Here is an 18,438-nt window from a genome sequence, read left to right on the forward strand (position 1 = left end):
ACCGCGACGACGACACCGGGCGGTGTCACAGCGGCGTCGAAGTCCGCGGTGTCGAAAGCGCCGACCACTCGGATCACGGCTACCGCCTCTCGCTGCGCAGGGCACTGCTATGGATATGTTATTCTCCTGAACGAAGAATGCAATATCGCGGCATCGACTGCGTCGCCCCGCCGACGAGCGTTGCCCGTGGAGAGGGCGACATGAGCATTGCGCTACTGCTCGACATGGCCGCGTCGAACGATCCGGACCGGACCGCGGTGGTCTGCGGCGAAACACACTGGACGACAGCGCGATTGCGCGAACTGACGCACGGTGGTGCCGCGGTGCTCACCGAGTCACGCGCCCGCAGCGTCGCCTACGTGGGGACCGGCGGACATCTGCTGCCGCTGTTGCTGTTCTCCTGCGCCGGTGCCGCGCTGCCCTTCACGCCGCTGAACTACCGGCTCGGCGCGAGCGCACTCGGTGGGCTCATCGCCCGGCTGGACGCACCCCTGATCGTCTGCGACGACGAGTACCACGACACCGTCGCGAGTGCGGTTTCCGATTCTGTTGTCGCCGTTGTCCGTTCGACGGATTTCCGCGCGCGAGCGGCGGCGGCCGAACCCGCCGCACTCGATGCCGCCCCTGACGAGGTGGCGGTCGTGCTGTTCACCTCCGGGACGACGTCCGCACCCAAAGCGGTCGAACTGACCCACCACAATCTGGTCAGCTACATCACCGGCACGGTCGACTTCGCTTCCGCCGCGCCGGACGACGCAGCGCTGGTGTGCGTGCCGCCGTACCACATCGCCGGCGTCGGTGCCGCGATGTCACATCTGTACGCGGGCCGAAAAGTGGTGTACCTGCGCTCATTCGACGCGGCGGAATGGATCGCGGCCGCGCGTCGGGAATCGGTGACCACGGCGACCGTCGTGCCGACCATGCTCGCCAGAATCGTCGCCGAACTGGAACACACCGGTGCGACACTGCCGTCGCTGCGCACTTTGGCCTACGGCGGCTCCAAGGTCGCCCTGCCGCTGCTGCGCAAGGCCCTTCGCCTGCTGCCCGACGTCGGCTTCGTCAACGCGTACGGACTGACCGAAACCAGTTCGACCATCGCGGTTCTCGGGCCCGAGGAGCATCGTGCGGCGCTGGCCACCGACAACCCGGCAGTGGCTCGCAGATTGGGTTCGGTCGGAACCCCGGTGCCCGGCATCGAGCTGCAGATCCGTGACGAGAACGGTACCGTGCTGCCCGCAGGCGCGCCGGGCGAGCTGTACGTCCGGGGCGCGCAGGTGTCGGGCCGCTACACCGGCATCGGGTCCGTCCTCGACCCGGACGGCTGGTTTCCGACGAAGGACGTGGCCGTGCTCGACACCGATGGATACCTCTATGTCGGTGGGCGTTCCGACGACACCATCATTCGTGGGGGTGAGAACATCGCGCCCGCGGAGATCGAGGACGTGCTGGTGGAGCATCCGCAGGTGCGTGAGGTCGCGGTCATCGGGGTCGAGGACGAGCAGTGGGGTCAGATCATCGTGGCTGTCGTGGTGCCCGACGGCGATCCCGACCCGGAGGAGCTGCGCGGCTTCGCGCGCGCGGGCTTGCGCGGCTCACGCACCCCGGACAAGGTGGTTTTCCGGGATGCGTTGCCTGCCACACCGACCGGGAAGATTCTGCGGCGCGAGCTGGTGGACGAATACAGCCGCCGGCCTGCTGACAGTCAGACCGGCGCCTGAACCCGGAAACACGGGCCCGTGCATCGTCACGGTTGCATGCGGAACATCGCTTCCTGGGCGTAGGAAGCCACCAGCAGACCGTCCTCGGTGAGGACGTCGCCGCGACCGAAGATGCGGCCACCAGACAGGATCGGGCTGTGCTGACGCAGCATCTGCCAGGTGTCGCTGCGGACGGCGCCGTGGAACCACAGGGTGTGGGTGGTGACCGCCGACAGGAACCGCGTGCCGTTGCCGGTGTGGCTGATCCCCGCTTCGGGTCGCAGTGCGGTGCCGATCAGTGTCAGGTCGGTGGCGTAGGCGGTGAGCGCTCGGCCCAGCTCCGGCTCGACCGGTGGGGTGCGCATCCACATCGTGTACTCGGGGGCGCCGACGGCGATGCTGTCGAGGTCGTCGCTCGCGCGGACTTCCCAGGGCAGCAAAGGGAATTCGACCCGGTGTTCGGGGCCGAGCACGGGACCGACCGCGGGCAGGCTCTGGCGGTGCGGGCCCTCCTCGGGGACATGCAACGACGCGATGGCCGAGGCGATCACTCGTTCGCCCTGGTAGGCAAGCATGGACAAAGTGGCGAACGAGCGGCCTTCGTGCTCGACGCTGACGTAATACCTGATCGGGGTGTCGGAGCGCCCTTCCCTGGTGAAGACGGTGTGCAGCGACTTCACCACCTTGTCCGGGCGGGCGAGCCGGGCCGCCGTCAGCAGTTGCCCGAGAATCTGACCGCCGAACACACGGTGATAGGGCAGGGCCTGGTTCCCGCCCTGGAGTGCGATGTTGTCGATACCGAGCACCGGTTCGAGGTCGAGGCAGGACAGAAGGTCGTTCCACATGTCGGGCATGGCCGTCATTGTAAGATAGATTCTCTATTGGGAGAATCAGATTCTCGTCCTGTTTGGGAGGTCGGATGAACGCGACGGCAGCGGAGCAGGCAGTGCCGGAGTCTTCGGTCGGGCGGATGCTGCGGATCTTCGATGTCGAACCGGCGGAACCAGGGACCTTCTCCGGCTCGAGTGACGGCGGCGGGCGGCAAGTCGTCGACGGCAGTCAGCTGCTCGCGCAGTCCCTGGTGGCCTGCGCGAAATCCTTGCCCGGCAAGGTGATCCGGTCGGCGCACGCGGTGTTCACCCGCGTGGTCGACCCGGCCGAGTCCGTATGGTTCTCGGTCGAGGTAACGCACCAGGGACGGACCACTGCCGGTGCGGTCGTCGCGGTGCGGCAAGCGGGCAGGTGTTGCGCGACCGTGTCGGTGCTGGCCGATGTGCCGGTGGAAGATGTTGTGCGCCATCATGTTCCACGCCCCGAGGTAGCCGGTCCCGCGTCGGCGCTGCCTGCGCGGATGCCGATGAGCGGCCGGGATGTGCGCATCGTCGGCGTCGCCGATGTCAACCATCCGGACGAGGTCGGTCCGCCTGAATTGCACGCCTGGGTGCGCTACAACCAGATACCCGAGCGTGACGACCTGGCCAAGGCGCTGCTGGCGCACTTCACCGGCCACCTGTCGGTGTCGACTACGTTGCGTGCGCATCCTGGAGTCGGCACTGCGCAAGCCCACCGGAGCCTCTCGACCGCGGTACTCACCATCGGCGTGCGATTCCACGAACCGGTCGAATGGGACGGCTGGTTGCTGTACTCGCACGAGAGCATCCAGGTCGGTGCAGGGATGTCGTGCGTGCATGGTCTGATACACACCGAAAGTGGCAGCCTGCTCGCCTCTTTCACGCAGGAAGCGATGATCCGCGGCCTCCGCGTCGATGACGCGCGGGTGCCGGCCGCGGCCCGGCTCTGAGAGGAAGAACGTCGTGTCCCGAGGATTTCTCGACCGTCCCGACTACCGCGTCGACATCCACGCGCGTCGCAATCTCGTCACTGTCGGTCTCGGTGACCGGCTGATCGCGGAATCGACGCGAACCCTGCTGGTCGACGAGCAGGACCACGGCCTCGTGTTCTACGTTCCCCGCGCCGACGTGGCGGTGCCGCTGTCGCGAGCCGAGGGGCGTGCCAGCACGTGCCCGTTCAAGGGCGTGGCGACCTACTGGCACTTCGACGGCGACGGCGGCACTCCGCTGATCTGGAGCTACGAGGATCCCGCACCGCAGGTGGCTCGGCTCCGGGGCCACGTGGCCTTCTACCAGGACCTCGTGACAGTGCGGATCGGCGCCGCGATGCCCGTCGTGAGCGGACGCTGACCGGCCTGGTCGCGGCGCCTCGCCGGTCATCCGATCCGTTGCTCGCGCGCCGTGCCGCGCCATCCGCACGGTAGCCCGCACGTGGGCTGCAGCGTTGTGTCGATACGGCCGTCGCGGAAGATGGCAACGGTCTCGGTCGCCTCCGCGGGATAGTCGCAAGCCGGGCACTTCTCGAAGAAGTCCAGCACTTGGCGCACGATCACCCGGCGGGGTTGGGCCGGTTCGCTGGGTGCGGGAGCCGGCTGCCGACGGCTCGACCGTGGTGGTCCTTTTCGGATCGCGGTGTCGCCGTGGTCGATTCGAGGATGCATGGTCGTCCATCTCTTGCCGGTACTCGGCGGGGGCGGGGCAGGGCGGTCAGCGCGAAGCGATCTTTGGAGAATTACATTTCCATTCTATCCTCAGCAATGTGGTCTATGTCGAGCAATCTTCGCCGAAGAGGTTGATATAGCTGCGAGAATGGCGTTATCGTTCAGTCTGTGAAGCAAGCTGTAGACCCCCGTTGGGAGCCGCCCGGGTCTGTGTGGATCTTCTGCCCGGCGGACCGGCCTGAACGATTCGCCAAGGCGGCGGCCTGTGCGGATGCCGTGATCCTGGACTTGGAGGACGGGGTGGGCGAGGATGCGAAAGCCGCTGCGCGCGAGGCGGTCCGGGGGAGCCGCCTGGACCCCGCACGCACGATCATCCGGATCAACCCGCTCGATTCACCGCACATCGACGACGATCTCGACATGCTCGCACGGTCGCCTTACCGCGTTCTCATGCTGCCCAAGGCCGAGACCGGTGCGCTCGCCGCGGAATTGGCCGGCTACGACATCATCGCCCTGATCGAGACTCCAGTCGGGCTCCGGCGAGTGGACGAAATCGCCGGGGCCGCGAACGTGGTCGCGGTGATGTGGGGTGCCGAAGACCTGGTCGCCGCGCTGGGCGGCAGTTCCTCCCGCCATGCTGACGGCACGTATCGCGACGTAGCCAGGCAGCTGCGGGCGACGACTCTGCTCGCCGCGAAAGCACAGGGCAAACTCGCCGTCGACGGTGTGTTCCTCGACATCGCCGATCTGGCCGGCCTCGCCGAGGAAGCCGAGGATGCGGTGGCGTCCGGCTTCGACATCAAGGTCGCGCTGCACCCCGGGCAGGTTCCGGTCATCGCGGCCGCGTACCGCCCCACCCCCGACGAAGTCGACTGGGCCCGGCGCACCCTCGCCGCCGCGCGACACTCGCACGGAGTCTTCGCGATCGGCGGGCGCATGGTGGACGCACCCATCCTCGGCCACGCCCGCCGCATCGTCGCTCGCGCCCAGGCCGGACAGAACGAGCAGGACTGACTGCCCGGATCTGCGCCGAGGGCAGTGGGTTTCCAGGTCAGCGGGTGGACACCGTCGAGGGAGGTAGCTCGAGGCTGGTGCGGATTCCGGGGGGTGCCATGCACAGGAACGGGATCGTGCGGGCCGCGCGATGGGCAGTGTGGGTGGGGACGGGCTCATATGGTGCCCCGAGCGGGAACGCGGAGCGCACAGTGATCTCCATGGGTGTCGGATCGCCTGTGATGGTGGCTCGCCAGCCGTTCGGTTCGAGTCGCCATGCCGGCTCGAGGTTTCGCGTGCAGTACCACGTCGCCCGGTAGGTGACACGGGTGATGCCGAGATGGCTGCCCACCAACGACATCCGAAGCGCTCCCACTGTCGCGGCTGGGATGTGCGCGGTTCCCCCGCGCGTCGCGGCGTAGTCGCCACTGACTTCGACCGTGTCCACGGCGAGCCCGAGACCGTCCGCGATCAGGCGAAGCGAGGGGCCGAAGTTCTGTTGGAAATGGATCAGTGCCCGATGGTCCATGTGGGTGGGGCACGGTGTGCCGAATCTGGCGAGGCCAGGCGGTGGGGAGGTCGGTTCGTGGCCGGTGAGATCGGTGTACTCCTCGATCGATACGTTCTCTATCCGGCTCTGGATCGCACCGATGGTGATCGGCATCAGCTCGGTCACGAACGCCGGGCTGACCCCGGTGCTGTACAGGGACGCTCGCCCCGCCCAGCAGGCGGATTCCAGCCGGGCGAGCACGGTGGGCTCCATGCTGTCGGGGTGATGCAGCTCGCTACGGGTGGTGATGACGTTGATACCGGCCATGAGTAGTCGGCAGACGGTGTCGGTGTCGTAGTGGCGAGGTAGGTACAGCACGCAGTCCGGGGCGAGTGTCACGACGCTCTGCACGGTACGCGCGAGGTCGGTCTGTGCTGGGATGTCCGCACCCGGGTGGGCGTCGGAACAGATCGCGAGCAAGTCCAGGACCGGATGTTCGCCGACCGCTGCGGCAAGGTGATCCGCCGACTGACCGGACGCCCACACGACGACGGAATATCGGCGGGGGTCCGGCCGTATCGCGTGGCGATACAAGAAATCTGGGTCCACAGCAAGGCCTTTCGGTGTGAAGGACGGATCGGAACTGCCCGACCTTCTCCCTCATGAGAACGAGATTATCAGTGGAGCCTCTCTGTAGTGCGCCATTTTGTAGCTAGGTGAATATGATATTCTCCGAATGAGAGAATGCTGATACGTCCGAGGATTGGGAGGTCGACCGTGGTCACCAGCGGTACGCGACTGCGCAGCCAGGTCTGCGACACCGAAGTCATCGTGGTCCGCCCGTCGGCGAGCCTCGACGACCTGCGGGTCGGCGGGGTACCGATGGTCCCCCTGGGGGCGCCCGCGGTGGCCGGTGTCACGCTGGATGCAGACTTTGCCGAGGGCACCATCCTTGGCAAGCGCTATGTCGACGGCTCCGGCGCCGAGGTCCTGGTGACCAAACCCGGAATCGGGACGCTCAGTATCGGCCGGGTCCCGATGTCCCTCAAGGGCGCCGAGCCGCTGCCCGCAAGCGACTGATATGCGCGTCGGCGCGATCGCCCGGCGTATTGCCTGCGATCGACGGGTGAAATCGATGCTGGCCGTGGCGATGCTGTCGCTACAGCATCTGGGGAAGTCGCTGTGGCCCGTCGAAGACCAGCGGGTGGACGTTCCGGTGGAGTCGCCCGACGTCGAGCCGCGCTGAACGCCGCACCGGTCTTCGCCGCCCGGGCTCGACGAGCGGGCGGGGGATCAGCGACGACGCGCGGTCTCGAGGAGTTCCTCGACCGAGACGAGCTTGACGCGCGGCCGGGACACGGCGGCGCCACGCGCCCGTTCCGCGGCGTCGATCGCGCGCCAGCCCGGCCAATCCACCGGGGCGATTTCCCGTTCGGCCATCAGCTCGAGCAGTGATCGCCGATCCGCGACCGGACGGTCGAGGCTGCCGTTCGCGTGATCGGCGAGTAGTCCGGCGACGGTCTCGGCAGCGCAGCCACGATTGGTGCCGATGACACCGCGCGGCCCGCGTTTGATCCAGCCGGTCGCATAGACCCCGGGGATCGCGACGCCGGCCGCGTCGACAACCCGGCCTGCCCGGTGCGGAATGGTGCCGGTGCGGGCGTCGTAGGGCACGCCGTCGACGGCGCGGCCGAGGTAACCGATCGAGCGGAACACCAGGCCGGTCTCGATCGGCTCCGTCGCACCGGTGACCCGCAGCGCCTCGACGCGTTCGGTACCGACGAATTCGACAGGGGCGGTGTGGAAGCGGAAGGTGATGCGCTTGTTCCCCTGGGTCGCGGGGCGCTCGCGGTATTCGCGAGCGAGAGCCAGTTTCGCCGCGGTTTCGACGTCGTCGTCGGGGTGCGGTGTCAGATCGGCGTCGTCGAGGACGACATCGACGCCGTCGAGATGGCCGAGCGCGCTGAATTCGCCGACGGAGAAGGCCGCCTCGCGAGGACCGCGCCGACCGAGGATCACGACCTCCTCGATGCGATGCTCCGAGAGTGCCGCCAAGGCGTGCTCGGCGATATCGGTCGCGGCGAGCGCGACCGGCCCGGCCAGCAGCATCCGGGCGATGTCGAGGGCGACGTTACCGTTGCCGGTGATCACCGCTCGCCTGCCTGTCAGGTCCACGAGGTGCGCGGCGTGATCGGGATGCCCGTTGTACCAGCCGACGAAGTCGGCGGCGGCGTGGTGTCCTGGCAGGTGCTCTCCGGGGATGCCGAGGTCGCGGCTGGCCGGGGCGCCGATGGCGTAGACAACGGCGTGATGGTGGGCCAGCAGGTCTTGATGGGTCAGCGTCGAGCCGATCTCCACGCCGAGATGACAAGCGAAACGTTCGGTGCGAAAGGCGTTGTCGAACGCCTTGACCACCGATTTGGTGCGCTGGTGATCCGGGGCGACACCGAACCGGACCAGCCCGAAGGGCGTGGGCAGTCGATCGAACAGGTCGACCTCGACGCCGTCGACACTCAGCAGTCCGGTCGCGGCGTAACAGGCGGCGGGCCCGGCCCCGACGATCGCGACCCGCAGCGCGCCCGGACCAACCGGCGCGCGCTGCTGCGGCGGCGCCGCGACGGGTCCGGGCTCGAGCGGATGCCGTTGGAAATAGGCGGCGTTGAGCTCACGGAATCGTTGTTGATCCGGCGGCAGATCGTATTCGGAGTAGATGGCGTCGACCGGGCACTCGTCCACACACGCCCCGCAATCGATGCAGGTCTCGGGATCGATGAACAGCATCTGGGTGCCCTGGGCGCCATCGGCCGGGCGGATGCAGTCCACCGGGCACGCCGGGACGCAAGACGCGTCCTTGCAGCAGTTCTGGGTGATGACATAGGCCACGGTGGCTCCTCGACGGGGGCGGCTCGGATGGTTGTTTACCGACGGCGTGCGGACGCACTATCCGGGCCGTCATCGGCCGGTCGGTCATTCGGCAGATATTGCGGACTGCGCTTGGAGAGAATAACATTCTCGACAGAGGATAATACAACTCTCGCCATCCTCGGCGCACGACGAAGAGACGAGGCCGCACAATGATGGTCAGCCCGACGAGCAAGACCACCCCCGCACCGGTGGAGGACGGACGCCCGTTCGTCGTCGCCGTCGGCGGCACCCTGCGGCAGGCGTCGTCGACCGAACGCGCGCTGCGACACTGCCTGACCGCCGTCGAACGCCGCGGCGGGCGCACAGTCCTGTTCAGTGGAGCCGACATCGATCTGCCGATGTACAGCCCACACGATCAAGGCCGCGTCCCCCGCGCGCTCGCCCTGTTGGCGGCATTGCGGCAGGCCGATGCGGTGCTCATCGGGTCTCCCGGCTACCACGGCGGGGTATCGGGGCTGGTCAAGAACGCGCTCGACTACATCGAAGATCTGCGCGGTGACCCAACGGTCTACCTGGACAACAAGCCGTGGGGATGTATCGCCTGCGCCTACGGGTGGCAGGCCGCGGTCGGCACCCTCGGGCAGTTGCGCGTCATCGGACACGCACTGCGCGCCTGGCCGACTCCTCTCGGGGTGGCGATCAACTCGGCCGAGCCGATCTGGGATGCCGAGGGTGCGCTCATCGACCCCGGCATCGCTGCGCAACTGGACATGCTGGCGGGTCAGCTGCTGACCTTCGTTCCCGCGGGTCGCGCGTTGCCGTGAACGAAAACCCCATCGAGACCGCGTATCCGGCCGTCACCGCGACCCTCGGCGCGCTGCGGGCGGGCCGGATGGCCGTGGTCGTCGATGAGGTGGCCGGCGGCTACCGTGGGCATCTGCTGCTGGCCGCCGAGCATGTCACCGGCGCGGCGATCACCGTGCTCGGCGGTCTGGGTTGCGGCCTCGTCCAGGTCGCGATGCCCGCCACGGAGCTCGACGCCCTCGAGATCCCGCCCGCCGATCCCTCGGGTACCGAGGCCGAGCGATCCCGCCACCGAGTCGCGGTCACGCTCGCCGCGGCCCAGGCGGGCGGCATCTGCGCCTCCCAGCGGGCCGCGACGCTACGTGCGCTGATCGAACCTGGCAGGGCAGCAACCGATTTCACCCGGCCCGGTCACATTTTTCCCGTCGGCACCGCCGACGACGGAGTACTCGCGGTTCCCGATGTCCCGGAGGCAGCCGTCGACATCGCCGAACTCGCCGGGCTCCGGCCCGCCGCCGTGCTGTGCGAATTCATCGGTGCCGACGGCGAATGGCCCACTCTGGCCGAACTGACCGAACTGGGCCAGGCACACGGGTTTCCGCTCGTGACAGTGCGCCAACTACTCGCCTACCGACGCCGCGAATTGTGCCGGGTGACCAACCATGGTGCCGCACGGATCCCGGTGCCGCACGGTGAGTTCCAGGCCGTGGGCTTCACCGACGGGCTCGGGCGCGAACATGTCGCTCTCCTCCACGGCGACCCGGCATCGGCTCCGCGACCGTTGGTGCGGCTGCATTTCGAATGCATTCTCGGCGACGTTCTCGGTGCGCTGTCCTGTGGTTGCCGGGATGCCCTCGACGCCGCGATGCGCCGGATCGTCGAGACGGGGTGCGGTGCGCTGATCTACATCCGGGCAGGCAAGACCGCCATCGGCGACACCCTGCGCGCGGGCGGACACGTGGGGAACGCGACGTTCCAGCAACCACATCCGGTCGGACACAGCGATCTGCAATCTGCCTTCGACATCCTCGACGAACTCGGCATGCGCGAGATCCGGCTGCTCACCGAACCAGGCGAAACCTACGCTGTTCCCGCCCACGTGCACGTGGTGCAACACCTCGCGCTGTCGGGTCGCCGACTCGAGAGTCGTCTGCTTGGCCAGGCTCAGGTCCAACGCGAGGACCCTTCGTCGATTCTCGAGCGTTGACAATCGCGGCGCATGAGCGGTTCTGTCGGCTCGAGGTGCGCGGCCGTTTTCGGCAACTGTCGTCGATTGATCCGAACGCCAACTGTTTCGATACGGACCAAGGGTGTCCGGTGTTCAGCAAGTACTTTGCCTGGAGATTGCCGGAAGTTGATGACCGAGCCTAGGTCTTGGCGAACGTCGGGGTTTCCATGCTTGTGCGTGGTCGCGGCTCACCCTTCGATATCGTCACAGTGCGTGGTCTTTCATCGTCGGGATCGATGGTCGCCGCGCGGGCGTATTCGCTGGAGTATCCGAGAGTGCGAGTGGCCCGACGCTCAAAACGTCCACAAAACGGTCACAGGCCGACCTTCTCCGGGGATAGCAGCAGGTCAGGCTAGGTAAGATGCCCGAGTTAGGTACACCGAGCCGATCCTGCACCGGCGTCGTCGTGAGTTCAAGGCCGCGCAGAAGTAGTGTGGCGAGTGGTGAAAAGTAGCTCGTAGCAGCTCTTTTCGTTCGAGGCCCCGCATCGGAGACATTCGATGCGGGGCCTCTGCTGTCACTGGAGATCATGTGGATACCAGCTCGTCAGCCTCAAACGGCCGCAAACGAAAGTGCCGCCATCGTCCGCAGAGTGTTCTGTCAGCGGATCCGCGTCTCGTGAGAAGGAACCTTGCGCGATCCGGTGGGTGGCGGAAGGCACCGGACTGCGAGTCGAGTGGGTGAGTTGGCGCCGAACGGTGTGAGGCTGGGCAGGTATCCCGGGCTCCGGTGAGTCATCGCTCGCGAGTACCCGGTTTGCGTGCTCGAGGTGCAGCGGTTCACCCGAAAAGGGTGAGGTCTACATCGGCGTCTGTGGCGACGATGGGAAGTATCCGAATGCTTCGGAGCGGGGACCGGTGCTCGGTGAGCCGGTCTCGCTCAATGACTAGGCGTGATGATCTCGAGGACGGTGCGATGGCTGAGCTGCGCTTTGATGACAAGACCGATTTCGAAGATGCCGAGCGAGGGTTTATCGCGGCTCTGGAACCTGCTGTCATCACCGACGCGGCCGGAACCACGATCTGGGACGGCGACGCGTACGGCTTCCTCGACGGTGAGTGCCCCTCGACGGCGAACCCGAGTTTGTGGCGGCAAGGCCAGCTGTGCGGCAAGCAGGGATTGTTCAAGGTCGCCGAAGGGATCTACCAGGTCCGCAATCTGGATCTGTCCAATATGACGCTCGTCGAGGGCGAGCGTGGCGTTATCGTCATCGACCCGCTGATCTCGGCCGAGACCGCCGCCGCGGCGCTGGAGCTGTACCGGGCCCACCGGGGTGATCGTGCGGTGACGGGGCTGATCTACACCCATTCCCACGGTGATCATTTCGGTGGCGCCCGCGGTGTGGTCCCGCACGGCCACGATCCTGTCCCAGTGCTCGCTCCGGCGGGGTTCCTCGAACACGCGGTGAGTGAGAACGTCTACGCCGGTAACGCGATGACACGGCGCGCGGTGTACATGTACGGCGCCACGCTACCGAAAGCCCCTGACGGGCAGATCGGTTGCGGGTTGGGCATGACCACCTCCACAGGCACCATCACGCTGATCCCGCCCACGGTCGACATCACCCACACCGGGCAGCAGGAAACCGTCGACGGTGTGCGCATCATCTTCCAGCTGACGCCGGGTACCGAGGCCCCTGCCGAGATGAACTTCCTGTTCCCCGACCGGCGTGCGATCTGTATGGCCGAGAACGCCACCCACAACATGCACAACGTGTTGACCCTGCGCGGTGCGGTGGTGCGTGATTCGCGGATCTGGGCGCGCTACCTCGACGAGGCGATCGCGATGTTCGCCGACAAGATCGATGTCGCGTTCGCCTCCCACCATTGGCCGGTGTGGGGGCGCGACCGGTTCGTCGACCTGCTGGCCGGCCAGCGTGACATGTACTCCTACCTGCACGACCAGACACTGCGATTGACCAACCAGGGCCTCACCGGCGCGGAGATCGCCGAGCAACTCGAATTACCACCGGCGCTGGATGAGAAATGGTGCAACCGTGGCTATTACGGGTCGCTGAGCCACAATGTCAAGGCCGTCTACCAGCGATACATGGGCTGGTTCGACGGAAATCCCGCCCATTTGTGGGAGCACCCGCCCGTCGCTACCGCCCAGCGGTATGTCAAGGACTACGGCGGCGTCGACGCCGTGCTCGCCAAAGCCGAATCCTATGTGCAGGACGGTGATCTGCGGTTCGCCGCGACCTTGCTCAACCACGCGGTCTTCGCCGAGCCGGCCAACACGGCGGCCAAGGCCGCGCTGGCCGATGTGTACGAGCAGTTGGGCTGGGGCGCGGAGAACGGCACGTGGCGAAACTTCTATCTCACCGGTGCGCAAGAACTACGCCATGGTCCCGGCCATACCGAAATCGACACCGCCAATCCTGAGATGGCCTCGGCACTGACGGTGGACATGATCGCGGACTCGCTCGCTGTCCGCATCGACGGGCCACGGGCGGCGCGCATCGGCGGCTTCACGATGGACTGGAAGCTCACCGACGAAGACCAGGTCATCCGTCTGACATTGTCCAACGGCGCGCTCACCCCGCGCACCGCTACCGCCGAGGCGCCCCACGTCGGTCCCGCCGACCTCACCCTGACATTGACCAAACCGCAACTGCTCGGGGTGCTGGCGGGCCAAGGCCTCCACGAAGTCGATGTCGAGGGCGACCCGCAGGTGCTCGCGACCCTGTCGGGGCTGTTGGACACACCGAACCCGGACTTCGACATCGTCATCCCCTGACCAGGGCACCTCGACGGTGCGGGTGAGGGGTGTTCCTTCGACGAACGGACGGTGGGACCCATGGCCGACAACCGTCGGGGTTGGCCTGTCTTCTCCTCGCTGCGGCACTATCGCGGCAGTTGGCTGCGTCCCGACGTTGTCGCGGGTCTCACGGTCTGGGCGGTGCTGGTCCCCGAAGCACTGGCCTATGCCACCATCGCCGGGGTACCGCCGGTGGTCGGGCTCTATGCCGCGATCCCGGCGCTGATCCTCTACGCCGCTGCCGGGAGTTCGCGGCACCTGGTCGTCGGTCCGATGTCGGCCACCGCGGCATTGTCGGCCGCCATCATCGCGCCCTTGGCCGCATCCGACCAGGGTCGCTACATCGCGCTGACCGCGGCGTTGGCGATCGCGACCGGCCTGCTCGGGCTACTCGCCGGACTGATCCGGTTGGGCTTCATCGCGTCGTTCATCTCCGAACCGGTCCTCAAGGGTTTCATCGTCGGCTTGGCGTTGACGATCATCATCGGCCAAGTCCCCACGTTGTTCGGCGTCGAGAAAACCGACGGCAACTTCTTCGAGCAGGCGTGGGGCGTGCTGAGCCGTCTCGGCGATACCGACTGGCGCACCCTGTGCGTCGGCGTTCTCGCCTTGGCCGTCGTCCTCGGTCTCGAACGGTGGCTGCCGTTGGTTCCAGGATCGTTGCTGGCGGTGCTACTCGGCATCGCCTCGGTCGCGGTGTTCGATCTCGACAGCAAGGGCGTCGAGATCGTCGGGCACATCGATGCCGGCCTGCCCTCGATCGGGCTGCCGGGCGGCCTCGGCGTGGACGACTACCTCGGGCTGCTGGGACCAGCGGTCGGTGTGCTGTTGATCGGATTCGCCGAAGGCCTCGGCGCGGCGAAAACCTACGCGGTCGAGGCGGGGTACGAGATCGACGCCAACCGTGAACTCAGCGGGCTCGGCGCGGCGAACCTCGGCGCCGGACTGTGTTCGGGCATGGTCGTCAACGGCAGCCTGTCCAAGACCGCGGTCAACGGCGCCGCCGGCGCGAGAACACAGCTCAGCGGCCTCGTGGTCGCGGCACTCACCACTGTGACGTTGCTGCTGCTGACCGGGCTGTTCGAGAAACTTCCCGAAGCCGTCCTGGCCGCCGTGGTGATCGCCGCGGTGATCGAACTGGTGGACTTCGCCGCCCTGCGTGCGCTGTACCGGGTGTGGACCGAACGGGTCGGCAGCATCTACCGGTATGCCGCCCGTGCCGATTTCACCGCCGCTCTCGCGGCGATGGTCGGTGTGCTGCTGTTCGATACCCTGCCCGGTCTGATGATCGGCATCGGTGTGTCGATGCTGCTCCTGCTCTACCGAGTCTCGCGACCACACGTAGCGACCCTGGCGTGGTCGGGCACCGCCTGGGTCGACGCCGAACAACACCGCGACCTCGCCCCTCCGGTCGGCGCGCTGGTCGTGCGTGTCGAGGCCGGATTGTTCTTCGCCAACGCCGATTTCGTGAAACAACGAATCCGGGCGCTGCGCACCGACGACACCCGAATCGTCGTGCTCGACGCGCAGACCTCACCGTTCATCGACGTCACCGCCGCGACAATGCTCACCGAACTGGCCACCGTCCTGGCCCGTCAGGGCACAGGACTGCGTATCGCACGCGATATCGGCCAGTTCCGTGACGTTCTCGGCAAAACCGAGGGTGCCACACCGCTCGAGGTCTATCCCAGCGTCAGAACCGCCCTGTCCACCGATCCGACCGGGGACACCACGCCACCTCCCGGCACCGCACGGCGCAAGCCCAGCGATACCGACACCGAAAGCGAGACGTGATGGGCGCGCTCGTCGTTGCCAAGGTCCCGGAGATGACCGGACTGATCATCGGTGCCGTGGCCTGGGTGCGCCCTGATCATTCGTAGGGAGCCACCGAAATAGTTGCCGGCGTCTGGGCGTCGATGTGGCGCAATGCCTGCTCCAGCCGCCGGATCAGGGCAGCAGCAGGGCTTTGACGGCACGGCGTTCATCCATCGCCCGATAGGCGTCGGCCACCCGGGACAGCGGGAGAGTGAGGTCGAAGACCCGGCCGGGGTCGATGCGGTCGGTGCGGACGCGGTGGATCAGGTCGGGGAGAAAGCGGCGTACCGGTGCTGGTCCGCCGCGCACGCCGACGGTGGAGGAGATCAGTTCGGCACAGTCGACCCCGTCGGTGTGGGGTATGCCGACGACGCCGAGATTGCCGCCGGGGCGGGTCGAGCGCAGCGCCTGCGCCAAAGATTCCGCCGTGCCAACGCATTCCATGACCGAGTCGGCACCGGTCCCGCCGGTGAGGTCCCGAACGATCGCGACACCCTCGCAGCCGCGTTCGGCGACGACATCGGTGGCCCCGAACGACAGTGCGAGCCGCTGTCGGGCGGGGTTCCTGCTCATCGCGATGATGCGTGCGGCGCCGAGTTCCCTCGCGGCCAGCACGGCGCACAGTCCGACGGCGCCGTCGCCGACGACGGCCACCGTCGAACCCGGCCGCACCTCGGCGCAGATCGCGGCGTACCACCCGGTGCCCATCACGTCGGACAGGGCGAGCAGATCGGCCAGGTGACGGCTGTCCGGCGGATCACCGATCGCGACGAGCGTGCCGTCGGCGTGCGGAATCCGGATGTGTTCGGCCTGACAGGTGTTCAGAAACGCACCGTGCTCGCACCGGGACTGGTAGCCGTGACGGCAAGTGCCGCAGGTGTTGTCGGAGATCGCGAACGATCCGACGACGAATTGCCCGGGGCGCAGCGTGCGCACGTCACCGCCCACTTCCTCGACTACTCCGACGTACTCGTGGCCCATCGGCTCCGGGCGGTCCACGGGTTCGATGCCTCGGTAGACCCACAAGTCGGTTCCGCACACGCACGCCGCCACGGTGCGGATGATCGCGTCGGTCGGCGTCTCGAGCCGCGGGTCGGGCAATTGCTCGAAGCGGATGTCGCCGGGCGCGTGGAGGACGGTGCCGTACATGCGATCGCTCCCTCGGGTAGCTGGCGGATCTGCGGTCGGTTCAGCACAGAAATCGAAACATACTGCTGCCCAAGATAAGTCGACTTCTCGCAGTGGTGATCGCGCCGGTTCGGGCGGACGTCCGTGGTCGGCCGTTCTCGGACTGCAAACGCAATATTGAAAGTCACTGATGCGCAACATGATTCGGCGCCATCGTGTTACGGTGATTTCACCGCCGGAGTGGCAGCCGGGGTTCGAATAGCTTGCGTAGCAACGTGTTTCAGCAGGCGAATCATCGAAAGATGATGATTCCTTACCACTTCTTCTCAGGGGGTCTGAGTGATGCGTGCGTTGGTGACCGGAGGTGCCGGATTTGTCGGCTCGCATGTGACGGATGCACTTGTCGCGCGTGGGGCCGAGGTGCTCGTCGTCGACGATCTGTCGCGCGGCAACGTCGGGAATCTGAAGTGGGCATTGAGCCACGGCGCGGACCTGGTCGGTGAGGATGTCCGATCGGCCGCCGCCGTGCGCCAGATCGTCCAGCGGTTTCGGCCGGATGTGGTGTTCCACCTCGCCGCGCAGGTCAGCGTTCACTGTTCCATCGCCGACCCGGTGACCGATGCCGAGCACAACGTGGTCGGTGTGGTGAGCGTGCTCGCGGCGTCCGCGGCGGCCGGGGTCCGGCGCGTGGTGCTCAGTTCGACGGGCGGTGCGATCTACGGCGAATCCGCGGACTACCCGACGCCCGAGGGCACGGCGCCCGATCCACCCTCGGCCTACGGCCTCGCGAAATGGGTCGGTGAACGCTACGGGCGGTGGTTCGCCGAAACCACCGATATCGATGTCGTTGCCTTGCGCTACAGCAATGTCTACGGGCCGAGGCAATCGCTGGACGGCGACTCCGGGGTGGTGTTGCGTTTCTGTGCGGCGGCACTCGAACGGCGCCCCCCGATCATCTACGGCGACGGAATGCAGACCCGTGACTTCGTGTACGTCGACGATGTGGCCGAATCCAACATCGCCGCCGCGCTGTGTCACACGCACCGTTTCGGTGAGTACAACGTGGGAACCGGCGTGGAGATCACCGTGAACGGACTCGTCGACGCCATTCGTACCGCCGCCGGACTACAACAATCCGGTTGGCTTCCGCAGTACGCCGCCGCCCGCGTCGGCGAGGTGCGGCGCAGCTGTCTCGATGTCGCCCGCGCGCGTGCGGAACGCATTATGGCTCCGGCCACTGCTCTGCCGAACGGTATCGAACGCACCCTGAATTGGTTACGGGATGCGCGGGCGTCGCTCGTTCCCACCGTGTAATCGCTTGTTGTCGAAGGGAGGGTCGGGCACATGCGGCCTGTTCTCGATAATGACCATATCGGCGTCGGTGTGGCACAACAGTTCGCCGAATCGGGCTATCTGATCGTCCCCGGACTGATTCCGGGCGAATTGTGCGCGCGGGCATTACCGGAAGTGGATCGATGGGTCGACCAGGGATTACGCGCCCGGTCCATCGATAGTTGCCGGGATCCCGCGACGTTCGGGATTCCGCCGGTGATGGAACTGGAATTGCCCGCACACGGCGAAATCCTGACCCACCGATCGCTGATGGCGATTCTGTCGCAGCTGCTCGGCCCCGATTTCGTGTTCCACCACCTGCACAGCGACCGTCATGACGCGACGATCGCGGCCAAACCGTGGCATCACGACTACGAACCCAACGATCGAGCCGATTCGTCGTTGATCATGGTGCACGCGCTGCACTATCTGAACGGTCTCGACAACGGCATGGCCGAGCTGGTGATCCTGCCGGGGTCCCATCGTGAGCCGCGCGGCAAGTCGGCGATGGCTCATCTGGGAACCGCCCGGATCGAGGGCGAACTGACGATCAACGCTCTGCCACCGGGTTCGACCGTGCTGCTGCATTCGGCGTTGCTGCACGCGCGACGCCTGTCGGGCGCCACGTCGGATCGGCACCGCTATTTCGTCGATGCGTCGTACTGCCAAGTCGGTGCGGCGCGCTGGCGCCCGGTGAAGCCGTACTGGCGCCACATGCTCGCCCGCGCGCGCGAGCTCGGGCTCGGTGCCGGGTTGTCGCCGGAACTGTTCGCGGACAAGCACTTCCGAGACGATATCGCACAAGGATAGGGGC

The 18,438-nt window shown here is 66.8% G+C and carries 15 protein-coding genes; 11 read left to right on the forward strand and 4 right to left on the reverse strand.

Annotation, left to right across the window (positions count from 1 at the left end; translation table 11 throughout):
* The first annotated feature begins 200 nt into the window (after positions 1–200).
* Complete coding sequence (locus AB0I35_RS16460) at positions 201–1,718, forward strand: fatty acid--CoA ligase family protein (RefSeq protein WP_357396817.1); 1,518 nt, start codon at positions 201–203, stop codon at positions 1,716–1,718.
* 26 nt (positions 1,719–1,744) lie between these two features.
* Here the strand turns inward: AB0I35_RS16460 and AB0I35_RS16465 are convergent, their stop codons facing one another.
* Positions 1,745–2,551, reverse strand: coding sequence for an acyl-CoA thioesterase domain-containing protein (locus tag AB0I35_RS16465; RefSeq protein ID WP_357396818.1), 807 nt, complete (start codon positions 2,549–2,551; stop codon positions 1,745–1,747).
* A gap of 65 nt (positions 2,552–2,616) precedes the next feature.
* Here AB0I35_RS16465 and AB0I35_RS16470 point away from each other — a divergent pair, with 65 nt between their 5' ends.
* The 3 genes from AB0I35_RS16470 (at position 2,617) to AB0I35_RS16480 (ending at position 5,223) form a co-directional block, all read left to right on the forward strand.
* Positions 2,617–3,498 carry an acyl-CoA thioesterase domain-containing protein gene (locus AB0I35_RS16470; RefSeq protein WP_357396819.1) on the forward strand — a complete coding sequence of 294 codons (882 nt, stop codon included), beginning with the start codon at positions 2,617–2,619 and terminating at the stop codon, positions 3,496–3,498.
* A gap of 13 nt (positions 3,499–3,511) precedes the next feature.
* Complete coding sequence (locus AB0I35_RS16475) at positions 3,512–3,898, forward strand: DUF427 domain-containing protein (RefSeq protein ID WP_357396820.1); 387 nt, start codon at positions 3,512–3,514, stop codon at positions 3,896–3,898.
* Positions 3,899–4,377: 479 nt separating this feature from the next.
* Entirely contained in the window at positions 4,378–5,223 is an 846-nt protein-coding gene (locus AB0I35_RS16480) for a CoA ester lyase (protein ID WP_357396821.1), read from the forward strand.
* Between the two features lie 37 nt (positions 5,224–5,260).
* Here AB0I35_RS16480 and AB0I35_RS16485 read toward each other — a convergent pair whose 3' ends face one another.
* Positions 5,261–6,238 carry a dihydrodipicolinate reductase gene (locus AB0I35_RS16485; protein WP_357396822.1) on the reverse strand — a complete coding sequence of 326 codons (978 nt, stop codon included), beginning with the start codon at positions 6,236–6,238 and terminating at the stop codon, positions 5,261–5,263.
* Positions 6,239–6,469: 231 nt separating this feature from the next.
* Here AB0I35_RS16485 and AB0I35_RS16490 point away from each other — a divergent pair, with 231 nt between their 5' ends.
* Complete coding sequence (locus AB0I35_RS16490; RefSeq protein ID WP_357396823.1) at positions 6,470–6,772, forward strand: hypothetical protein; 303 nt, start codon at positions 6,470–6,472, stop codon at positions 6,770–6,772.
* A 213-nt stretch (positions 6,773–6,985) separates the two neighbouring features.
* Here the strand turns inward: AB0I35_RS16490 and AB0I35_RS16495 are convergent, their stop codons facing one another.
* On the reverse strand, positions 6,986–8,575 hold the full coding sequence (locus AB0I35_RS16495; protein WP_357396824.1) for an FAD-dependent oxidoreductase: 1,590 nt from the start codon (positions 8,573–8,575) through the stop codon (positions 6,986–6,988).
* Positions 8,576–8,766: 191 nt separating this feature from the next.
* Between AB0I35_RS16495 and AB0I35_RS16500 the strand changes: the two genes are divergently transcribed.
* The 4 genes from AB0I35_RS16500 (at position 8,767) to AB0I35_RS16515 (ending at position 15,143) form a co-directional block, all read left to right on the forward strand.
* On the forward strand, positions 8,767–9,381 hold the full coding sequence (locus AB0I35_RS16500; protein WP_357396825.1) for an NAD(P)H-dependent oxidoreductase: 615 nt from the start codon (positions 8,767–8,769) through the stop codon (positions 9,379–9,381).
* Positions 9,378–10,568: a 3,4-dihydroxy-2-butanone-4-phosphate synthase gene (locus AB0I35_RS16505; RefSeq protein WP_357396826.1), complete on the forward strand. Its 1,191-nt coding sequence runs from the start codon at positions 9,378–9,380 to the stop codon at positions 10,566–10,568. The genes AB0I35_RS16500 and AB0I35_RS16505 overlap by 4 nt, the downstream gene beginning before the upstream one ends.
* A gap of 936 nt (positions 10,569–11,504) precedes the next feature.
* The gene (locus tag AB0I35_RS16510) at positions 11,505–13,328 is read left to right on the forward strand and encodes an alkyl sulfatase dimerization domain-containing protein (RefSeq protein ID WP_357396827.1); all 1,824 of its coding nucleotides are present in this window, start codon (positions 11,505–11,507) and stop codon (positions 13,326–13,328) included.
* A gap of 60 nt (positions 13,329–13,388) precedes the next feature.
* On the forward strand, positions 13,389–15,143 hold the full coding sequence (locus AB0I35_RS16515) for a SulP family inorganic anion transporter (RefSeq protein ID WP_357396828.1): 1,755 nt from the start codon (positions 13,389–13,391) through the stop codon (positions 15,141–15,143).
* A gap of 153 nt (positions 15,144–15,296) precedes the next feature.
* Here the strand turns inward: AB0I35_RS16515 and AB0I35_RS16520 are convergent, their stop codons facing one another.
* Positions 15,297–16,313, reverse strand: coding sequence for a zinc-dependent alcohol dehydrogenase family protein (locus tag AB0I35_RS16520; protein ID WP_357396829.1), 1,017 nt, complete (start codon positions 16,311–16,313; stop codon positions 15,297–15,299).
* A gap of 321 nt (positions 16,314–16,634) precedes the next feature.
* Between AB0I35_RS16520 and AB0I35_RS16525 the strand changes: the two genes are divergently transcribed.
* Both AB0I35_RS16525 and AB0I35_RS16530 read left to right on the forward strand, forming a co-directional pair.
* Positions 16,635–17,606, forward strand: coding sequence for an NAD-dependent epimerase/dehydratase family protein (locus tag AB0I35_RS16525; protein WP_357396830.1), 972 nt, complete (start codon positions 16,635–16,637; stop codon positions 17,604–17,606).
* A 69-nt stretch (positions 17,607–17,675) separates the two neighbouring features.
* Complete coding sequence (locus tag AB0I35_RS16530; RefSeq protein WP_357396831.1) at positions 17,676–18,434, forward strand: phytanoyl-CoA dioxygenase family protein; 759 nt, start codon at positions 17,676–17,678, stop codon at positions 18,432–18,434.
* Positions 18,435–18,438: the final 4 nt, after the last annotated feature.

This window comes from Nocardia sp. NPDC050378 (assembly GCF_040655675.1).
In the GTDB taxonomy this organism is placed as follows: domain Bacteria; phylum Actinomycetota; class Actinomycetes; order Mycobacteriales; family Mycobacteriaceae; genus Nocardia; species Nocardia coubleae.

Excerpts from the sequence above, each read along its gene's own strand:
- AB0I35_RS16460 (WP_357396817.1), top strand. The coding sequence starts at position 201 with ATGAGCATTGCGCTACTGCTCGACATGGCCGCGTCGAACGATCCGGAC.
- AB0I35_RS16465 (WP_357396818.1), bottom strand. The coding sequence starts at position 2,551 with ATGCCCGACATGTGGAACGACCTTCTGTCCTGCCTCGACCTCGAACCG.
- AB0I35_RS16470 (WP_357396819.1), top strand. The coding sequence starts at position 2,617 with ATGAACGCGACGGCAGCGGAGCAGGCAGTGCCGGAGTCTTCGGTCGGG.
- AB0I35_RS16500 (WP_357396825.1), top strand. The coding sequence starts at position 8,767 with ATGATGGTCAGCCCGACGAGCAAGACCACCCCCGCACCGGTGGAGGAC.
- AB0I35_RS16510 (WP_357396827.1), top strand. The coding sequence starts at position 11,505 with ATGGCTGAGCTGCGCTTTGATGACAAGACCGATTTCGAAGATGCCGAG.
- AB0I35_RS16515 (WP_357396828.1), top strand. The coding sequence starts at position 13,389 with ATGGCCGACAACCGTCGGGGTTGGCCTGTCTTCTCCTCGCTGCGGCAC.
- AB0I35_RS16520 (WP_357396829.1), bottom strand. The coding sequence starts at position 16,313 with ATGTACGGCACCGTCCTCCACGCGCCCGGCGACATCCGCTTCGAGCAA.
- AB0I35_RS16525 (WP_357396830.1), top strand. The coding sequence starts at position 16,635 with ATGCGTGCGTTGGTGACCGGAGGTGCCGGATTTGTCGGCTCGCATGTG.